Annotated in this window: 8 protein-coding genes and 3 pseudogenes; 6 read left to right on the forward strand and 5 right to left on the reverse strand. The window is 56.8% G+C overall.

Features of this window, described 5'->3' with window-relative positions:
• Nucleotides 1-35: 35 nt before the first annotated feature.
• From NKI19_RS02345 to NKI19_RS02355, 3 genes and pseudogenes are all read right to left on the reverse strand, one after another.
• The gene (locus tag NKI19_RS02345; protein ID WP_352565791.1) at nt 36-2801 is read right to left on the reverse strand and encodes a TrlF family AAA-like ATPase; all 2766 of its coding nucleotides are present in this window, start codon (nt 2799-2801) and stop codon (nt 36-38) included.
• 1876 nt (nt 2802-4677) lie between these two features.
• A complete protein-coding gene (locus NKI19_RS02350) occupies nt 4678-4995 on the reverse strand; it encodes an NYN domain-containing protein (RefSeq protein WP_352565793.1) in 318 nt (105 codons plus the stop codon).
• A gap of 8 nt (nt 4996-5003) precedes the next feature.
• Nucleotides 5004-5249 (reverse strand): annotated as a pseudogene (locus NKI19_RS02355) (NYN domain-containing protein); the annotation flags it as partial.
• A gap of 1021 nt (nt 5250-6270) precedes the next feature.
• Between NKI19_RS02355 and NKI19_RS02360 the strand changes: the two are divergent.
• On the forward strand, nt 6271-7038 hold the full coding sequence (locus NKI19_RS02360) for a TIR domain-containing protein (RefSeq protein ID WP_352565795.1): 768 nt from the start codon (nt 6271-6273) through the stop codon (nt 7036-7038).
• A 253-nt stretch (nt 7039-7291) separates the two neighbouring features.
• Nucleotides 7292-7450, forward strand: a complete 159-nt coding sequence (locus tag NKI19_RS02365) for a hypothetical protein (protein WP_352565797.1) — start codon at nt 7292-7294, stop codon at nt 7448-7450.
• Nucleotides 7451-7613: 163 nt separating this feature from the next.
• On the opposite strand, the pseudogene NKI19_RS02370 reads toward NKI19_RS02365, so the two are convergent.
• Together NKI19_RS02370 and ligD are read right to left on the reverse strand one after the other, a co-directional pair.
• Nucleotides 7614-7775 (reverse strand): annotated as a pseudogene (locus tag NKI19_RS02370) (DUF3072 domain-containing protein); the annotation flags it as partial.
• A 594-nt stretch (nt 7776-8369) separates the two neighbouring features.
• Nucleotides 8370-10126 (reverse strand): annotated as a pseudogene (gene ligD, locus NKI19_RS32815) (DNA ligase D).
• A 1414-nt stretch (nt 10127-11540) separates the two neighbouring features.
• Between ligD and NKI19_RS02385 the strand changes: the two are divergent.
• From NKI19_RS02385 to NKI19_RS02400, 4 genes are all read left to right on the forward strand, one after another.
• Nucleotides 11541-11870: a thermonuclease family protein gene (locus NKI19_RS02385; protein WP_352565817.1), complete on the forward strand. Its 330-nt coding sequence runs from the start codon at nt 11541-11543 to the stop codon at nt 11868-11870.
• Nucleotides 11833-12105, forward strand: a complete 273-nt coding sequence (locus tag NKI19_RS02390) for a hypothetical protein (protein WP_352565801.1) — start codon at nt 11833-11835, stop codon at nt 12103-12105. The genes NKI19_RS02385 and NKI19_RS02390 overlap by 38 nt, the downstream gene beginning before the upstream one ends.
• An 88-nt stretch (nt 12106-12193) precedes the next feature.
• Nucleotides 12194-14302 carry a hypothetical protein gene (locus NKI19_RS02395; RefSeq protein ID WP_352565803.1) on the forward strand — a complete coding sequence of 703 codons (2109 nt, stop codon included), beginning with the start codon at nt 12194-12196 and terminating at the stop codon, nt 14300-14302.
• 89 nt (nt 14303-14391) lie between these two features.
• A complete protein-coding gene (locus tag NKI19_RS02400) occupies nt 14392-16668 on the forward strand; it encodes a hypothetical protein (RefSeq protein WP_352565805.1) in 2277 nt (758 codons plus the stop codon).
• Nucleotides 16669-16670 lie beyond the last annotated feature (2 nt).

Here is a 16670-nt window from a genome sequence, read left to right on the forward strand (position 1 = left end):
GCTCGCGTGAGCGGCAGCTGACACGAAACAAGCTGTCATCCATGCCGACCGATCCCATATACGGCCGCCCGTCTGTCAAAAGCCTCTCGCGAGCCTTCAAGAATATTGCAGGCTGCTTCGCAGGTCTCCGGGTGGTCAATCGAGCCGCGCGTGACGATCGTTGCATGATCGGCTGTCGCCTTAAGGGCGACGATCAGCTCGGCATCGCCTAGCACCGCGATGTTCGCATTGTGGGTGACTACAATCACCTGCCGCTTTTCCTTGGCGGCCCGGATCACCGGCACGAGGGTCTTGTAGATGAACTCGCTGTCGAGATTGTCTTCTGGCTGATCAACGATCAGAGGCGCGCGACTCTCGCTGGTCAGCATCAACGCCAGCAAAACCGACTGCTGCTGTCCGAGCGAAAGACGCTTGAAATCGCGAGGGACAAATCGGGCTCGTCCATCTGCGCCCTCCATCCGTTTGGTGACGCTGAGCCGCGGTCGGTCGTGGACAGCGACTGTTTCGAGCTGGCTCAGCAGATCAGGCTCCGCGATGCGATCCAGCAGCAACTCCGCTTCATTCTGCGCAAAGATCGGCTGGTTCGTATCGCTATTTCGCAACGCGATGATAGGCCTGACGTCACGACGGCGAACACATTCCAGCAGGGCCGGAAGCGTCAAGTTGTTGATCAAGGCGCGCGCCTTCAATTGCTGCAAGGTGCGCCAACCCATCGCGTCGATGATGAGGCGCTCGGCATCCGGAGCAAGCCCGCTTTCGTCAAACTTCAGCGTCACGAACAGGTCTGACAACGTCCCCTTGAGCGCTTCCGACGCTCGCACCGCGAAGGCCGTCCGATGGCGCGCAACATCCTGCCGCGCCGCCCAGCGCTGGCCAATCAATTGGACGTGCTCCTTGCGCAGCCGGTCCAGCTCGGGGATCCAAGCCCTGAGGTTCTTCACATTCTCCTTCGCCCGCGCTTCATCGGAGACGAGTTTCTGGATGAAGGGCATGTCAAGTCGAATGCCGTGCCGCAGAAGCTCCTGCTTCTTCAACTCGATCTGTGCCGATGTCTGGGTTTCTTTCTTCTTCCACTCGGTGATCTGTGCGCGAACGCCGGCGACATAGTCCGTCGTCATTTTTCGCAGCGCATGGGTTGACCCGCTTACCGCAGTCTCATAGAGGCCGGTGTCCGTCTTGATTTGCGTTGCTTCCGGCGCCCCCAACTCAATGATGTGATCTTCGACCGATGCTCTAATATCGGCTGTGATTTCGGTGATCGCCTCGCTGCTTACCGCCCCGGACAGTTTCGCGAGAGCTTGCTCAATCGCGCTGCGCGCCCGCTTCTCACCCTCAAGCTGCTGCTGCAGCTTGATGACGTCCTCCCCCTTGTCGTCACGCAGCCGTTGTAGCTGATCGCTCTTGAGCTTGAGTTCCTTATCGTAACCCGGGATTTTGGCGACGTTCGCCACCGCTTTCGCGACTTTGGGCGCCAGCTCTGCAAGCGCCTCGCGCACGTCATCTTCCGCCTTGATTTCGCTCTCAACCTTAATGAGGCGATCGAGAAAGGTCAGCAGGGCGAGCGGATCATCGTGCACCCGTTTGCTGATCTCGTTGGTGGCGCCCTGTCGATAGCTCTCCATGGGAAAGACAGTTGATCCACTCACCGGATCGTCGAGGTTCTCAATATTGCTAAACTTGCTTCGGGCCAGGCTATGGCCCTGTCCAGTCTCGTCGACGTAAAGCAAGGACACGATTTCCGGCCAAACGTCACTGTCGATCACAGTCACTTCGTCGGAAGGCGAGCCGCCGATCAGGCAGATGCTTTCAAACGCTGTGGACTTGCCGCTGCCGCGTCCGCCGATAATGCACGTCAGATTCGGGCTGAAATTGATGGCTTCGCCATCAAGGAACGCTCCCTGAAAATGGACGCCTTGCACCATCGGCACGACTGCGGGCAGACCCTCCTCGATCCGAACGCGGGTGTCAGCCGTCTTGAATGCCAGGCGCAGTCCTTCGAACGTCGGCGCCTCCATCTTGTAACGAGTAATCCGCTGGTCGCGATTGGCGTTTCTGCCGACGGCATTGAGCGTGTGAGCGTCGCTGTTGAGGATACGTGCGAGATATTGCTCTGACCCGAGATGCAGACGGCGAATTCGCTCAAGTGCAGCATTCCTCCGGTTAGGATCGGTATCTTTACGATCATAAAGGATAGCGCAGTCCGCGCGCGTCACTTCAATACCTTCGAGCGCCGCGTGACATAGGATGTCAAGCTTCGCAGGGGTGAAACGCGACATGTTCGCCTCGAACGCGCCAGCCAGGTCCACATGTGCTAGGACGCCGAAGCCGCCTTCCGCCTCAATCAGTTCGAGGCACTGTAACGCACCGGTCTGGCAGCGGCAGTTGGCCGTTCGGCGCTCGGCGATCTGTAGCCGGTTGAAGAACCGCTCCAACGCGTCCTGCGTGGGCGCATAACAAAGCAGGTGACCCTCCGGCGTCGATAGCTCGACGCCAGGGATGACGAGGACGCCCGCACCGCGGCCCGCTTCCACAGCGGCGGGCACGTTCGCGATTTCGTTGTGATCAGCTAGCGAGATGATCGCGAGTCCTTCTCGGCGGGCGGTTTCCACAATAGCGGCAGGTGTTGCCGTAGTATCATTGACGTCGTGAGACGCCCCGAAACTATGAATGTGTAGATCGCCTCTAAAGAATTTCGCGCCACTGCTCAGCGACGCAAGTGCCTCTACAACCAAATTTCCCCCTCGATTTCGCCCCTTGAGTAACCGCGTCTTACATCTGTTCCTTGATCGCGAGTCTTGCATAGCATGTATAAGCTCGGCTGCGAACGTCAGCTTTTGGTCATGTCTTACTCGAAGAGCGGACGGATTGCTTTCCGCCGAAGCGCGACGTTGGTGCTTGGCTTTGATAGGTCAGCTTTGGCGCTCACTGCTTGTTCACATCGGGTAGACGAATGGCGACATTCCACCCGTCTGGTCCATTGGCGGCAGCCAGCCGATTTTTGATCCTGCTGCCCTCAAGCTTGAGCGCGGACCCGCGAGCATGGAGCGCATGTTCGGTCAGTCCCGCTAATCCAGCGAGGTCGGCGAAGTAGGCGCACGTCAGCGAGTGCACTACTACGGCAATCGGGTGTCATGAGAGGAAGCTGATGACGCGCAACCGGGTCCCTAGGAACCGATCGACTTTATTTCTGACTCCGGATGAACCCCACAGATGGATGGAAGTCCTAGGATCGCCGTGGTCAGCGCATAGGGATGCCTCTTGTTGCGCCAGACAAATATCCCGCCAATGCACCGCTTTGTGTGGGAGGGCCGGAGCCAGCCCAGCCGTTCTGCACGAGTGGCCTGAGCGCAATTTGGGATCTATACGAGTGTGACCTGCATTTGACGGAGCATGGGTTTCAGGATCAGAGTCGGATAGGGCAAGTGTTGCACCGTGGCCGGGCGAACTGATCAATCACCACGCTACACCGCAATCTCTTCCGGCACCGTTGCTCAGAGGCTCGAAAACACTGAGAAGGGATAACCGGGTGCCCGCCTCCTGCGGCCTGAAGGCCGGGATCGACCTCGACTAACACAAGAGGGTATTGATCCTCGATTTCCTTGAGCCTAGCGCGCACTTCTGAGAACTCGTCGATGGTCATCGAGGTCCTTCGCGCAGAGACCACCTGATATCTAAGTTGACAATGTCAACTTAGCCGCCAATCATCGACGATCCGCATCCAATTCTGTCAACCAAAAACGTGCTTCCTCTTTAGGCCTGTAAGAGAACGCATTACATTAAGTTTACCTTAAGTTGACAGAATTCTTCGAAATCCAACTTATCAGACCTTACGCGGGATCTAAGAGCCAAGCTATGCAGTGGCAAGCTGCGCTGTCGGGACCGAAGGTAAGATGCTCGGGCGCTACAAGCCCCGATACCGCAAGGAACCTATTTCCTGTCCTCCCCAATTCGAAGCCATGCGGTCCCCGTAAGACGCTGATAGAGCACACCTAAATAGAAGAAATCGCACGGGCCGGATGCTTATCCGGGGATAGATACAGATCCGGGCCTGAAGCATTTTCTTCGCCCGCTTTTTTGACTCGAAGTCTTGGATGGTGCGTTCTGTGCCCGATGGATCACCGGTGTGATCTCCTTCTCGATGACCGTTCATTCACCGCGCATCTTCTTGGAATATCGGCGGAAGTCCCTGAATCATCCGATGTCTTGGAGGGTCAGGGAGGTGTCGCAAGACTGCATCGAGTCGCAGTGCGCCGAATTCATTCACCACGCTGTCAGGGGTGGTCGTCAGAGGGCACCGTAGAGCGCAGCGGTCCAGTGCAGCATCCGGTGCCCGAGCTGCCCAGTGAGGTCGCCTGCGAACGTGTCGCTCATCGTGACCAGAACTTCACCCGGCGTCTGCCAATGGAGATCTAGCCGAAGGATTATTTAGTCGCTCGCGGTGTGCCGGAGGTGGGCTCAGGCGCACGCGGTGTGAGCCCCGGTGCATGGCTAGGGTTCACTAGGTCACCCGTTCGGGGCGGCGATTTTCGGCCAGACTTCGCCGCTAGCATTCTGACGCGTGCAGCAGAATGACTGGGGGCATCGACGACAAACGGACGTTTGAGTGCAACGAGCAGATCTCTCAACGGAACATGTCCGTAAGTTCGCGTATCGAAATCGGTGGTCCGGCTCTGAAGTTCACGTTCGAGAAGGGCAAACCGGCACCCAGTCTGCGGGATGATCGACAAGGTTGGCGATAGCGCTTTTCACGATGATTTGGGCATCGCCGAGCGGGCGTAGCGGCTTCGTTTTGGGGTGATGAGCTCCATGCAACGGATCGAACCTCAGGTTCTCCAGGTAAACGAAGCGGCTGCACGCTCGCTTTAGCCGTTCGGGCGCGCTTTCACCGCCGAAAACATAACATTCAAGATGCTGCTCCCGAATGCGGATCGCCAGATTGGCGAAATCGCTGTCGCTCGACACGATACAAAATCCGCCGAGCGCGCCACCGTGCAAAAGATCATCGTATCGATGACTAGCGCGATGTCAGCGGCATTCTCGCCCCTGCCGGAAATCGCAAGATGCCGCGGCACGATTGCGTGCCGGACCAACGCGCCTTGTGGTCCGGTGAAATCGCCATAGGCTCGCCTCACCACCAACTGGCCGTATTTTTCCATCTCTGTGATGACATGGCCGATCATCTTTCCCGGGACGTTGTCGGCGTCAATCAACAGGGCCAGGCGAGCGGAGCGCTGTTCTATGGGCATCATGGTCTCAGAGCCCTCATCTGCTTAGCGCTATAGGGGAACTTGTCAGAGAGCGCGGGGTTCGCTATCGACAAATTCAGCAACCTGGCGCTCCGCCCACCAGTGCGCTTCCCTGAGGACGCGTCGTTTTTCCGCGCTTTGCAAAATGGCAAGGGCCCAGGAAGCTGGCAGTCCTGGGCCCTTTTAAGTTCATAGTTCTGGAGGTGATGATATTGGCATCACAGATGGACATTAACATTTTTCGGATGCGGGTCAATTACAGAATCTGCCGACTCCGTTCACATATAGTAACGTTGCCAATAGGAGCATGCTACATGGATGAAGAACCTGACAGAGTTAGCGAACGAGCCATAGCTGACATGAGTTTCAAGATGGCTAGGGAGTGGCACGATGAATTTAAGCTACGTGCCCTCAAGGAGAGAATTTATATGCCGAAACTCTTCAATAAATCATACGTCTGTTACAAACTTAATGACCCCTTATAGGTAGGGTCGCGTAGAGCCCTTTTGCAAAGAGTGGACTGGTGCATCATGTAAATAATAAGTAATCTATGACTTATCTCTACAGCCAAAAGTAAGGTTGTTTTGCGAAAAGTCAGAACCCGATCGTCGACAGTTCGCTTCCGCTGCACGCATCATCAGCCAACTGCCATCCCTGTAGTCCGGTCGGGATGATCATCAAATCGACCGTGCCCCCAGGCCGTTCGGCGACGCTCGTGCTAAATTTCATTCGAGGCTGATGATCGACGTAGGCACAAAGGTCGTCATCTTCTTGAGACCGCTGATCATGCCCTCGCCATATCGCGGCGCGCTGCCTTAGCCATGTCGTCGCGCCTTGAGGGATCAGCCTTGGTGTTGCGCATGACCTTGAGCATGTATTCGAGCGGGGTCGCGCCAACCCTTGGCGATCTCGCGCTCACGTCGCGCAGTGGCCTTGTTCGGCGTGCCTTTGAGCGCCCGCCAGTCTTCTTGCCGACTGCCATCTAACCTGATCTACTTCCATCTATTTTAGACGGGAGGCTTTAATGAAGATCTTTGTGAGCTGGTCGGGATCAACATCGCGCCAGATTGCCGAACTCCTGCGCGATTGGTTGCCCAACGTTATCCAGGAGGCTGAGCTATTTGTTTCTTCGCAGGATATAGCGAAAGGCGCACGCGGACTTGATATTATTGGACAAAATCTCGAGTCGACCAACTTCGGATTGCTCGTCCTTACTAGTGAGAACGCCCAATCGCCGTGGGTCAATTTTGAGGCAGGTGCGCTGTCGAAAAGTTTGGTTCACGGCCACGTGATTCCGCTGCTCTGCGGCATGGCCGAGGTCAACATCCCCAGCAGCCCACTCCGCCAATTCCAGCATGCAAAAGTTGAGAAGGAAGAAATGCTCCGGGTGGTGCAGGATATTAACCAAGGTTGTAACCGGGCACTAACAGACGAAAAGGTTACAACTGCGTTTGAAAAATGGTGGCCAGATTTCAGTGAATCTTACAGCAAGATCAACCTGAAACCGGCAAAGCCACAAAAGGAAAAAGACCAGGCGGAACTGAATGAAACCGTGTTGGAAGCCCTGGGCTCAATCATGTCTGACCTAAACTCCATCCGTGGTGAATTTCGCCAGCAGCGGCACATAATCCGACGCATGGATGTCGAACGTTCGTCACAAGCCAACTCGTTAGCAAACGCGTTGTCTCGATACGGTCCGGAAGTGCACCGTAACGTTATCCGGGAAGAACCAGTTTCTACTGATGAATCCATTGGAGATATCTTGGGAAATGTGCTGAAACATCAAAAATAGCGGCTTCTCTAACCGCCTTCCCCCTCTGCGCTTCCCGCTGCCGGCGCATTTCCGCTCTGGCAAGGCGCGGCCTTAATGCTCAAACCGCAACCCGTTGCGGTCGGCGAGATAGCGAGAACCGTCCTTATCGCTATGTCCCCGCTCCGTTACCTTTCGGGGCGGACATCGCGGACGTGGAAGTCAATACCCATATCTGGCGATGGAATTTGCGCTCGCAGATCGGCAAAGCTGGGCGTGAGGAGGGATCATTAAAATGACAGTCCTTGCCCATTGCCTTGCCGCCGACGTCGATGGATCGTGGAGGGTCGTCTTCGTCCCCGACGAGTTGCACCTCTACGTCGAGTTCAGGGAGGCAGGTGACACCACAAATCCCGTTGACTGGATGAGCCTTGATGACTTCCTTGCATGGTGACCGAGAGGTGCGGTCCACAAGCGAGCGCGCGACAGGTTGGTTTCGCTCATTTGCAATGCGCTGCTAGAGCGCTAAAGCGAAAGCTCCGCCGGCTGGAGCCAGCGGGAAGACTGCCCGAAGCCGAAGCGAGCTGCTCCTGGAGGTGAAAAGCCGCCAACGGGCATTACATGCCTAACTTCTCCCGGAGTGCATCGATGCGGTTAGAAGCTTCCGCCTTGCTGAGGCCGTCAGCGTAAGCATCAGGGTCATCGGCCTGTTCGGCCAGAGTTTTCAAATACGAAGCTTGGGCGGGGGTCATTGGATCATCTCCGCTGACCCAATCTTCCGGGTCTTTTTCGACGTTTGCCCATGACTCGGTTTTTTTGGCTTGTTGCGGTCAATCACAGTTCATCTCCCTTGATGACTAGCACAATGAGACTGATCACGATTTGTTCCGGGGAAGGAAGGGCGATCATGTGTATTTCACAGACCCGCCTCGGCAGCTGCGACAAATCATGATTCGTTGGCGTGGCCTTGGGGGAGCACACATGATCCGCGTAGCCATTGTCATTGCCATCACCGCAACGGCATGCGTCAATCAGTCGAACGTTCCGTATGATGGATGGACAGGTTACAAAGGAGAAGTTTGCATCCCTGACACTCCAAATAAGTCCTGCATGCTATAATCAATCGGTATACGGGTGCGGAAAGTATATTATGTGGCCCGCTAACTCGTAAAGCAACCACTGCCGAAGGCCGTGCCAGGCAGCTTGCAGGCAGCAAATACCCTTAGTTCGCCGCCCCAGACCCGTTCTGCCCAGCGCTGCCCAGCTGCAGGCGAATGGTGGCTCCTTCATAAGTGGAGGAAGAGCGCCCGACCCGAAGGAAGCGAGCTGACCTCGGAGGCGCTAAGGTTTAGGGCTGCGAGTGGACGGCTTGGTCAACCCTTTAGCGGTCGAAATGGGCTTTGCAGCGTAAATGCGTCCGGCAGTATTCCCTCTTCGATCTGTCTCCAGATGACCGGAGCAGCTATCGGAAAGCCTAGACGAGCCCGTGGCGAATAGGCACCGACTGCCGTGTTCCCGCGCCCATTGCGGAGATAATCGAGGAAGATGCGCCCAGAGCGGGCGGAAGGCGCGGCCGAGATGAGATAGCGATCGGGGTGCTTGCTGACCAGTTGCTGCGCCAGCCTGCGGGCATACTGTCGAGCGGCGTCGTGGGTGATCACAGCTTTCAGCGGCGCCATCACATGCACGCCTTTGCCGCCCGTCACCTTCGGCCAGCTATCGAGACCTTCTGAGTGCAGCATGTCCCGGAGCGTCAGCGCCGTCTCGACGACCGTTTCCCATTCGACACCACGACCAGGGTCCAGATCGATGACGACGCGGTCGGGATGCTCGATATCATGGACTGTGGCGTTCCAGGGGTGCAGTTCCACTGCGCCCATTTGAACCAGCCATGAAGGCCCACGAGATCATCGACCCACAGCCTCACGCCTTCGCGTTTCTGGACTCCGAGTTGGTGCACGGCCTTCGGAATTTCGGGCAATTTGCCTTTGTGATAGAAGGTGACCCCGTGAGAGTGGCGAACCAGCTTGAGCGGCCGCCGGCCGAGATGGACGAGCGCCTTTTTCGCCAGCTTCTTCCAATATCGGATCAGCTCCTCTGTCGACGGCACCATGGCGTCGGCAGCAGTTGTAGAATGTTCTCGCGCGGGACGCCGGAACTTTCATTGGACGGCAGGCGTCTTGCGGACCAAAGACGCACCGGCCGGCGGGCTCAGATCGTCGCGCAGGCCCTTGAACACCGCTTCGCGCAGCAGCGCGTCATCGGTGGTGCCGCTATACTGGATTTCGGCCTCAACGGTCGGCTGCACCCACGTCGCTTTGGGCTTGTCGATCGGCTCGTCGAGCGGAGATTTGTCGACGATTAGCGGGTCCAAGCGCTCGCGGACTTCGCGTGCATCGGTAAGGCTAAAGCCGCTCTGCGCCTTGCCGGCGTAGTGGACGCGATTGCCATCTCTGCGGCCGAGATAAAGCGAGGCGATCCTCCGCGGTCTTGCACCAAGCTTTTCGACAAAGGCCACAATCGCAAAATTGTCGCTCTTGATGCATTTGAGCTTGAGCCAACTGTCCTGCCGGCCGGAGCAATAACGGGAATCTGCACGCTTCGAAACAATCCCCTCAAGGCCCATTTCGCAAGCGTGCTCAAACACAGTCGGGCCGTCGCCTTCCAGATGATCGCCATACACGAGCGCCGGGGACGCGGTCTTCAAGAGACGTTGCAAGGCTTTCTTGCGCTCGAGGAGCGGAAGCTGCCGAAGATCCTTGCCGTCGAGGTGAAGGAGGTCGAATGCGTGGAAAACCAGTTTTGTCGACTCGGCCTTTCCAAGTTCCCGGCGCAGCGCCTGGAAATCCGGATGCCCTGTGGTGCCGAACACTGTTGCTTCGCCGTCGATGATTGCCCGCTTTGCTTTCAGTTCAGCCGCAGCCCGGACGATTGGGCTGTATCTGTCGGTCCAGTCGAAGCCGTTTCGCGTGAAAGCCTGCACCGCACCCGGCTGAATGACCAACTGTGTGCGATAGCCATCGTATTTGATCTCATGAATCCATCCGCCGCCCTTGGGCGGCTTCTCCACCAGCGTGGGCATTTGGAATTGAATGAAGGACAGCCGGCCAACGGCAGGCTCGGCAAGCATGCACCCGCACTCCAAACACTGCGATTTCAGTCAATATGACTGGATCGAATCGGTTCCGAAACAAGTGCTGTCTGGGGCGGTTGTTCAGGCCTGCGATCAAACTGCGCCAACCAAGAGTCAGGCGGTTCGATGCGCTTACCAAAAGCCCGCGCCACTGGCGGGGACGGGCCGATCAGGCGTCGCGCCCGTCTTCGGCAGAAAAACGGCTAAAGGATGCTTCGACCTCCGCGAAAAGCGAAATCGCGCGGCGGCGGTGGCTGCCAATGCGGACGAGCGTATCCGCGATCGCTAAGCAACCCGCTTGGCATAACAGCTGTCAGTTAAAACTGGCCGGGCAGCACCAGAGTCCTCAAAAGGCGGAGGATACAAACATTGGCGACGAGGTTGCGATCACCTCAGCGTTTGCGCATGATGGGTGCCGGTGTGCACCAGAGAAGGCATGGCCCGGGCCGTCCGTTCGTCGGCAGTTGAGACGGAGTCTCGTCCTCTATTTCACGTCGAGAACCGCGCCATCGCGACGTTGGTCGGCGAACCACCTTTCAGCCTCTTCACAGGATCCGTCCTGAGCCTAGATTTTTGGCGCGCCACAGCGCCCCTTGAGTATTGCAATCTCGGTTTCGTGGTCGCCTCCTGACATGGAGGAGACGGGCACTCCTATGAGAAATACCCCCAAGGCGTCGCCTGTCGCAGCTTTGTTTTGCTGATTTGATATGACGGCCAAACGCTCTCGGTCCGCCTGCGTGCAGGGGCCGGCATTCGGAACTCCTGCGATCTTGTCAGGAGGCGTGGCACATCCAGCCACGCCAGCGAACATTGACATCAACAAAACGAATCGCTTCACAGTTTCCATCCCCCACTTATTGCTTTGCCCAGGGGCAACATCGCTTAGTGCAAGAATGTAAGCAAGCGCCGACGGCCGTTGCCAAAACTAATTCTGTAGATGATACTGCACCTACATTAGCTTGCGCGCATGTTTGTTAGCACGCGATGGCCCCGACAGCAGTTTGACGCGTTGCTGACACAGACCATGCAACGCTTGCAAGCCACAGACATCTAGAAGGGCCTCCGTCGAAATAGAATCAAATCCGCTACGCGGCAGTATTGCAGCGTAGTGGGTTCGCGATTCGAGAACCGAGCCAAATGACGGCATGATCTCTCCCGACTGTGTCGGGGGATACCTTATGCGTTTAAGACGAAGTGCCATGCCGTCGGTCTTTCGACAGCCGCAGATACTATTGACGCTCGTAACGACGCTGGGGATCGCAGGTCATTTCGTTTCCGGCGGTAGGCCCGCAGCACCCTTGACGCCGTTGCTCGGCTCGATGTTTGGTGCGGATCCGATTGTCGGCATTGCATCGGTGACCCGACGGCGACACGATCGAAATTCACGGCCCAGCGGATCCGCTTCAACGGCATCGATGCGCCCGAGTCTGCTCAAGAATGCGAAGATGCGAAGGGCTGGCGATATCAGTGCGGCGCGAAGGCCGCTGCCGCCCTTGAAGAGTTTCTCTCGGATTCACGCCCAGCCCACTGCGAATTCGTCTGTTGGGATCGATATGGCCGATACGTCGGCAACTGCGCTCGGTCAGACGGTGTCAACATCGCCGGCTGGTTGGTCGAGAACGGAAACTCCCTTGACTGGCCGAAATACAGCAGCGCCGCCTATGCAGGGGGCGACGGCCAAGGCTGCCAGGCGTGGAATCTGGTTGGAATCGTTCCTGATGCCGTGGGAGTGGCGGGCTGAGCACCGCGACAACCCGCAGTCGACGAGCGCGCCACTGTTCGCAATGGGCAACACCGCCTGGAAGATCAAAGGCAATATTTCAGCCGAAGGCGAGCGCATCTATCACCTGCCAGGGCAGAAATTCCGCAACCAGGATTTCGGAATCAAAAGGCGAATCGGTGGTTTTGCTCAGAAGCAGATGCCCGTTCGGCGGGGTGGCGACGATCGAAGCGATAACGATCTTAGGAGGCGTTAGCGAGAACTGCCGTGCGCAAACCTGTAGCTGCTTGCCGAAGGCCACTCCAAGGCGTAGTATTTTGAGATATTGTTGTGGGAGTGAGGTCATGACCAAGTTGAACTCCCACCGGTGGGCTCGGTTCCTTTCCATCACAAAATCAATTGTTTTGGCAGCTTGTTTGTTGATGGAGATCCCTTCTGCCTCTTTTGGGGGAGACGCCAAATCATTCGCCGACTTGATTTCATCACGCGATCCACTGAGTTGCGCAATTGAGGGCACGCGCGCCAAGTTATGCGACGGGGCTGCAGGTGCTTGGCAGCTGGGTCGTCTAGCTCTCTCTGTGGAGGCGACTGCGAAGGCTCTCGAATTGGCAGGAATGGGGTTCGAATCTAATACAATCCAGCAAATGATCTATCGGGACGGAGCCCGGAGTGGTTTCGATCTCACGCTCGTCGCGCCAACGATCTCCTTGCTGGCGGAGGCTTCGACGAACGCCGGAGCTTTTGGGGGCAAGTCGGGGGAGATTTCCAGCCTGGCGACCATTTCGCTGGAGGCCCTTTACCCTGGGGCGGCAGCCGAGCTTGGACTTGGTCGCATCGAGGATTTGCCCGGCGCTAAAAGGACTGACGGCTTTTCCAGTTTCCCTGAATACGCCCGTGAGGTATCGGCAGGAAATCCTCGAGCATTGTCGTTTGAAGTTTTTATGCCGGTGCGGCTCGACACGTTGTCCGGCAGCCAACCGCTGCTAAAGCTGATCCCCGGCGTGACGAATTCGAGCCAGGGGAATAATCTTGGGCCATCACCGAATGATTTTGTGTTCACCTCGATTGCCGACCGGAAGGTGCCCATTGTCTCCTCGTCCTCCCCGCTAGGAGGGTTTCCGGTAAGCCTGGCCTTCACGGAAAGCCTCAAAGGATCTGTCGATGGCGCCGGCCGCAAGGCGGCCGACCCTGGGATGGACTCGCTCGCAAAGACCGGTGGATGCGTGCTTTGCGAGAAAGCCAAGGGTGGCGGAGAGATCAAGTTCCTTGAACAATTGACTGTTCCAGGCGAGGGTAGCGGAAGGACAGATGCGGAGCCGTCTTTTGGTGGGGAATTCCTGGACACTTTCTCCATCCGGGATAAGGACAACGATGCGAGGGCTCCCGCCGCCGATTCCGCCCTGCAAACCAAGGCCAATTGCTTGGCGACATGCCCTCGCGAGGCTGTTCCAGGCTTAGGAAAGACTGTTGTAGGGGGAACCGGCATCGTGGTCGGTGCTGCAGCGGTTTACGGAGGTAGCGTAACAAAGAATCCGCGCCTGGTCGTTGGCGGGGTCACTGCAATGGTCGGCGGTGCATACGCGATGGTCGACGGCTTCAATTCAAGCGTAAAAGGTGTGACCGCCTGCGTCAATAAATGTGATCCGAAGGACAACAAGGACCTTCAAGCAAAAGAAGAGCAACCGGCTGACAAGGACAAGGCGGACAAGGCGGACAAGGCGAAGGCTGACAAGGAGAAAGCTGACAAGGAAAAGGCTGACAAGGACAAGGCTGACAAGGAAAAGGCTGACAAGAACAAGGCTGACAAGAACAAGGCCGACAAAGACAAGGCCGACAAAGACAAGGCTGATGCGGATAAGCCTGACAACGGTGGCAATGGAGCAAGTGCCAAAACGCAGCTTCCGCCGGAGGCACGAGATGACAATCAGCCTGACGACACCCAAAAAAAACAAGGGGGCAATTGCCGCAAGGCCATTGAGGTCAATGGCGTGAAATTTTGCAAAGACCAAATATTTGAGAGCGGCACCCAAGCCTGCATAGCAGACAGTTCTGCCGAGGTAAGGTGCTTGGGGTCGAATGTGATTGTTGGAAGCGTCATGTCGGATGGCCCGCTTTTTGTATCGCAGACCAATGGCGACCGGGAGAAATTGATTAAACTCAGCGGAAGTCATCAGGAGATGCTTTTTGGTGACGTCGTGCAGGCATCGATCCTAGCTAACGTCGATCCTGAACACTTCAATATATCCCTATTCGAGCCCATACACGATGGTCAGGGCACCGTGGTCCGATCGGCAGCGGAGTTGTTACGTGCACAGTCGACGTCGTTCACCGCGAGCGGGTTCGGAGCCGGTCTCGCGGGAAATCCCAACGGGGGTATCGGGCACAAGCTTCCCGACTGGACTGTCTCAATAGTCAACGGGAACGTCGTCCTTGCACCGCCACAGTCGCCTTAGGCAGCAGGTCTCGCTAAATCGCCGGGACCGAGTTAAATGGGCAGGCATCTATGAAGCTTCGATCTATAACAGCGCTCGCGGCAATTCTTATGATCATATGGGTTGTGCCCACACTGCCCCAACAGCTTTCCACTGGCGGCGGCGTCAATGGCGGGAGCGGTGGCGGCGGCTTTAATACCGGGAATGGCGGAGGCGGATTCAATGGCGGCACCGGAGACGGTGAAGGCATCAATGGCTGGGCCGGGAATGTTGGCCCAGCGGGAGCCTTTTCAAGCGATGGCAGCTGGAGCAGCGCGAGTTCTGACAAAGTAGTCCCGACGGGATTCGGCATCAGCGCCGACCAAAAGACGCTAAGCCTGATGTTACTCCAGGCTGGCGCCGCAGTCCCTGCCGATATAGTGCAACTGGCTATACAAGATCGCGTGACGCTATCTTCATATTCCCAAATACTGCTATTCACTGCGGGGGGCCGGACGGTCCTGGTTGATCCGGACAAGAGACGCTTCGTTGATTTGGGTCTCCCTCTGGGCAAGACGGTCGACATCCGCTCTTTGGCTACCAACCTGGCTTCCATCACCTATGATGGGGGCAAGTTTTCAAGCAGTGATGACGTTGTCCACCAGCTCATGAGCTTGCCACTGGACGTCGCTGGGCCGATCGCCCAGTTTTTTGCGTCCGCAGGGCCGCTTGTAAATCCAAGTGATGGCGTGCCGATTTTTCTTATGCTCGCCGGTGCCGGCCCCTCCTTTCTTTCTGAAAAGTTGCCGATGCGAGACCAGGTAGAGGCCGTAGAGCGCATCGTCGAATTGTTGCGGCCTGATACCCCTTCGGGTTTCAGCCCCAATCCGGATAACCCCACCCAGCCTGAGCCCAATGCACCTAAGATACCAAAGGCGTTTTGGCCTTTTCCTCCACTTACGCAACTGCGAGACCCGAAAACCGGCATCCCATTCGCATTGCCGCATTCGGACCAGAAGGAGGAACGGAAGCAAGCTGATGCCAAAGAAAAGGAGGACCAACAGAAACAGGCTCTCGAGAAGATGCTTCTCCTCCGATCTATTACGGTTTCGGCTCCGTCCTGGTTGGCGACGGAACTGCCTGGAAAGGATCCAAATCTTGCACGGTCATCGATCGTCATTGTGGACAGCCCCGCGGGCAGCGAAATGGCCGTCCTCTCAAATTGGTGCAAGCAAGCTTCAAATCCGGCAACTCTGGACGAGGCGCTAAACAATGAGCCTGATATTCTCATCGCTGCATTTACAGAGGACAATATTAGGTCTGATCCTGCTCTCGCTGCCTGCCTAAACGCTAGTGAGCCGTCGGCGTCGATTGCCGGGCAGCTGTTCGGTTATGACGGACTTGTGCTCCTAACGCGAACGAGGTCTGGCGGACCATGGTCTCCAGGGGAGTTGGCGATGGCGCTGTCGGATTTCATATCTCAAGACGCTCCCTCCGTGGACAACAAAGGCCCAAACGAGAAGTTTGTTGTCAAGCCAGCAGTCCTCCAGTGTCGATGCATCTCGGGAGACAAACGAAGCTGGATCAAAAAGCTTGCTGATGGGTGGCTAAACGACGATCCTGCCAATTGTGTCGGCTCGCCGGGCGATGACCATCGAATTCGATGTGCGGGCCTTTCGGAACAAGTGCAGCCGGCAGTCGAAGTATCGCTACCGTCACTTTTCCTTGGCGCATTTGCAAGCAGCGGCGCGCGCGGACCCCCCCACGCTTCCCAGCAGCGGGCGGCGGATCACCGTCGGTATTGCGACATCGATCCCGGCCTAAACTGCCTTGCCTTTAGAACTTACGCAGAAGGAGATGCTGCCTGGCTACCACGCTTCATTCAGGATTGGTGCAGCCAGACTTGGCCAGGGAATGAAGGCTGTAAGAAACTAGTTCCGACACAATATTTAGATGTATTCTCCGCCGCTGATCGGACCTATGTGCAAAAGAAGGACCTGATAGGTGAATCCGGCGGCGGGATCTTTGTAGTCGCGTTGAGGGACTTCGTTTCTAACTATTCGGTCTCAGACGATGGAGTGGTCGCTACTCAGGTCATCGCAGATAGCGCCAAGCCAGACGATGGAGTGGACCCGGGCATTTGGTCCGCGCTGGCCGAAAGAGAGCACCGCGACCCACTCCACGTGCTAGAAATCAAAGTAGCACCCGGTGACGCTGATATCGCCCTCAACGTGCACACGCTTTTGCAGGTCGAGAATCCCTATGTGGCGCGGCTGTTCCTCTTTGTGAAAAAAAGCAAACTGAATCAATTGCCCGTCGCCTCCTACATCCGATTCATTTCCGACACTTGGGCCCCGTCGGACGGAAAACTGCAGACGTTTGTGCCCCTGAGCGTCCTTCGACACTAGAG

It is taken from the genome of Mesorhizobium sp. M0751, from assembly GCF_040320265.1.
Classification (GTDB): Bacteria; Pseudomonadota; Alphaproteobacteria; order Rhizobiales; family Rhizobiaceae; genus Mesorhizobium.

Bases quoted from the DNA above. Each gene is read 5' to 3' on its own strand.
- NKI19_RS02345 (WP_352565791.1), bottom strand. From the start codon at position 2,801: ATGCAAGACTCGCGATCAAGGAACAGATGTAAGACGCGGTTACTCAAG.
- NKI19_RS02360 (WP_352565795.1), top strand. From the start codon at position 6,271: ATGAAGATCTTTGTGAGCTGGTCGGGATCAACATCGCGCCAGATTGCC.
- NKI19_RS02365 (WP_352565797.1), top strand. From the start codon at position 7,292: ATGACAGTCCTTGCCCATTGCCTTGCCGCCGACGTCGATGGATCGTGG.
- NKI19_RS02395 (WP_352565803.1), top strand. From the start codon at position 12,194: ATGACCAAGTTGAACTCCCACCGGTGGGCTCGGTTCCTTTCCATCACA.
- NKI19_RS02400 (WP_352565805.1), top strand. From the start codon at position 14,392: ATGATCATATGGGTTGTGCCCACACTGCCCCAACAGCTTTCCACTGGC.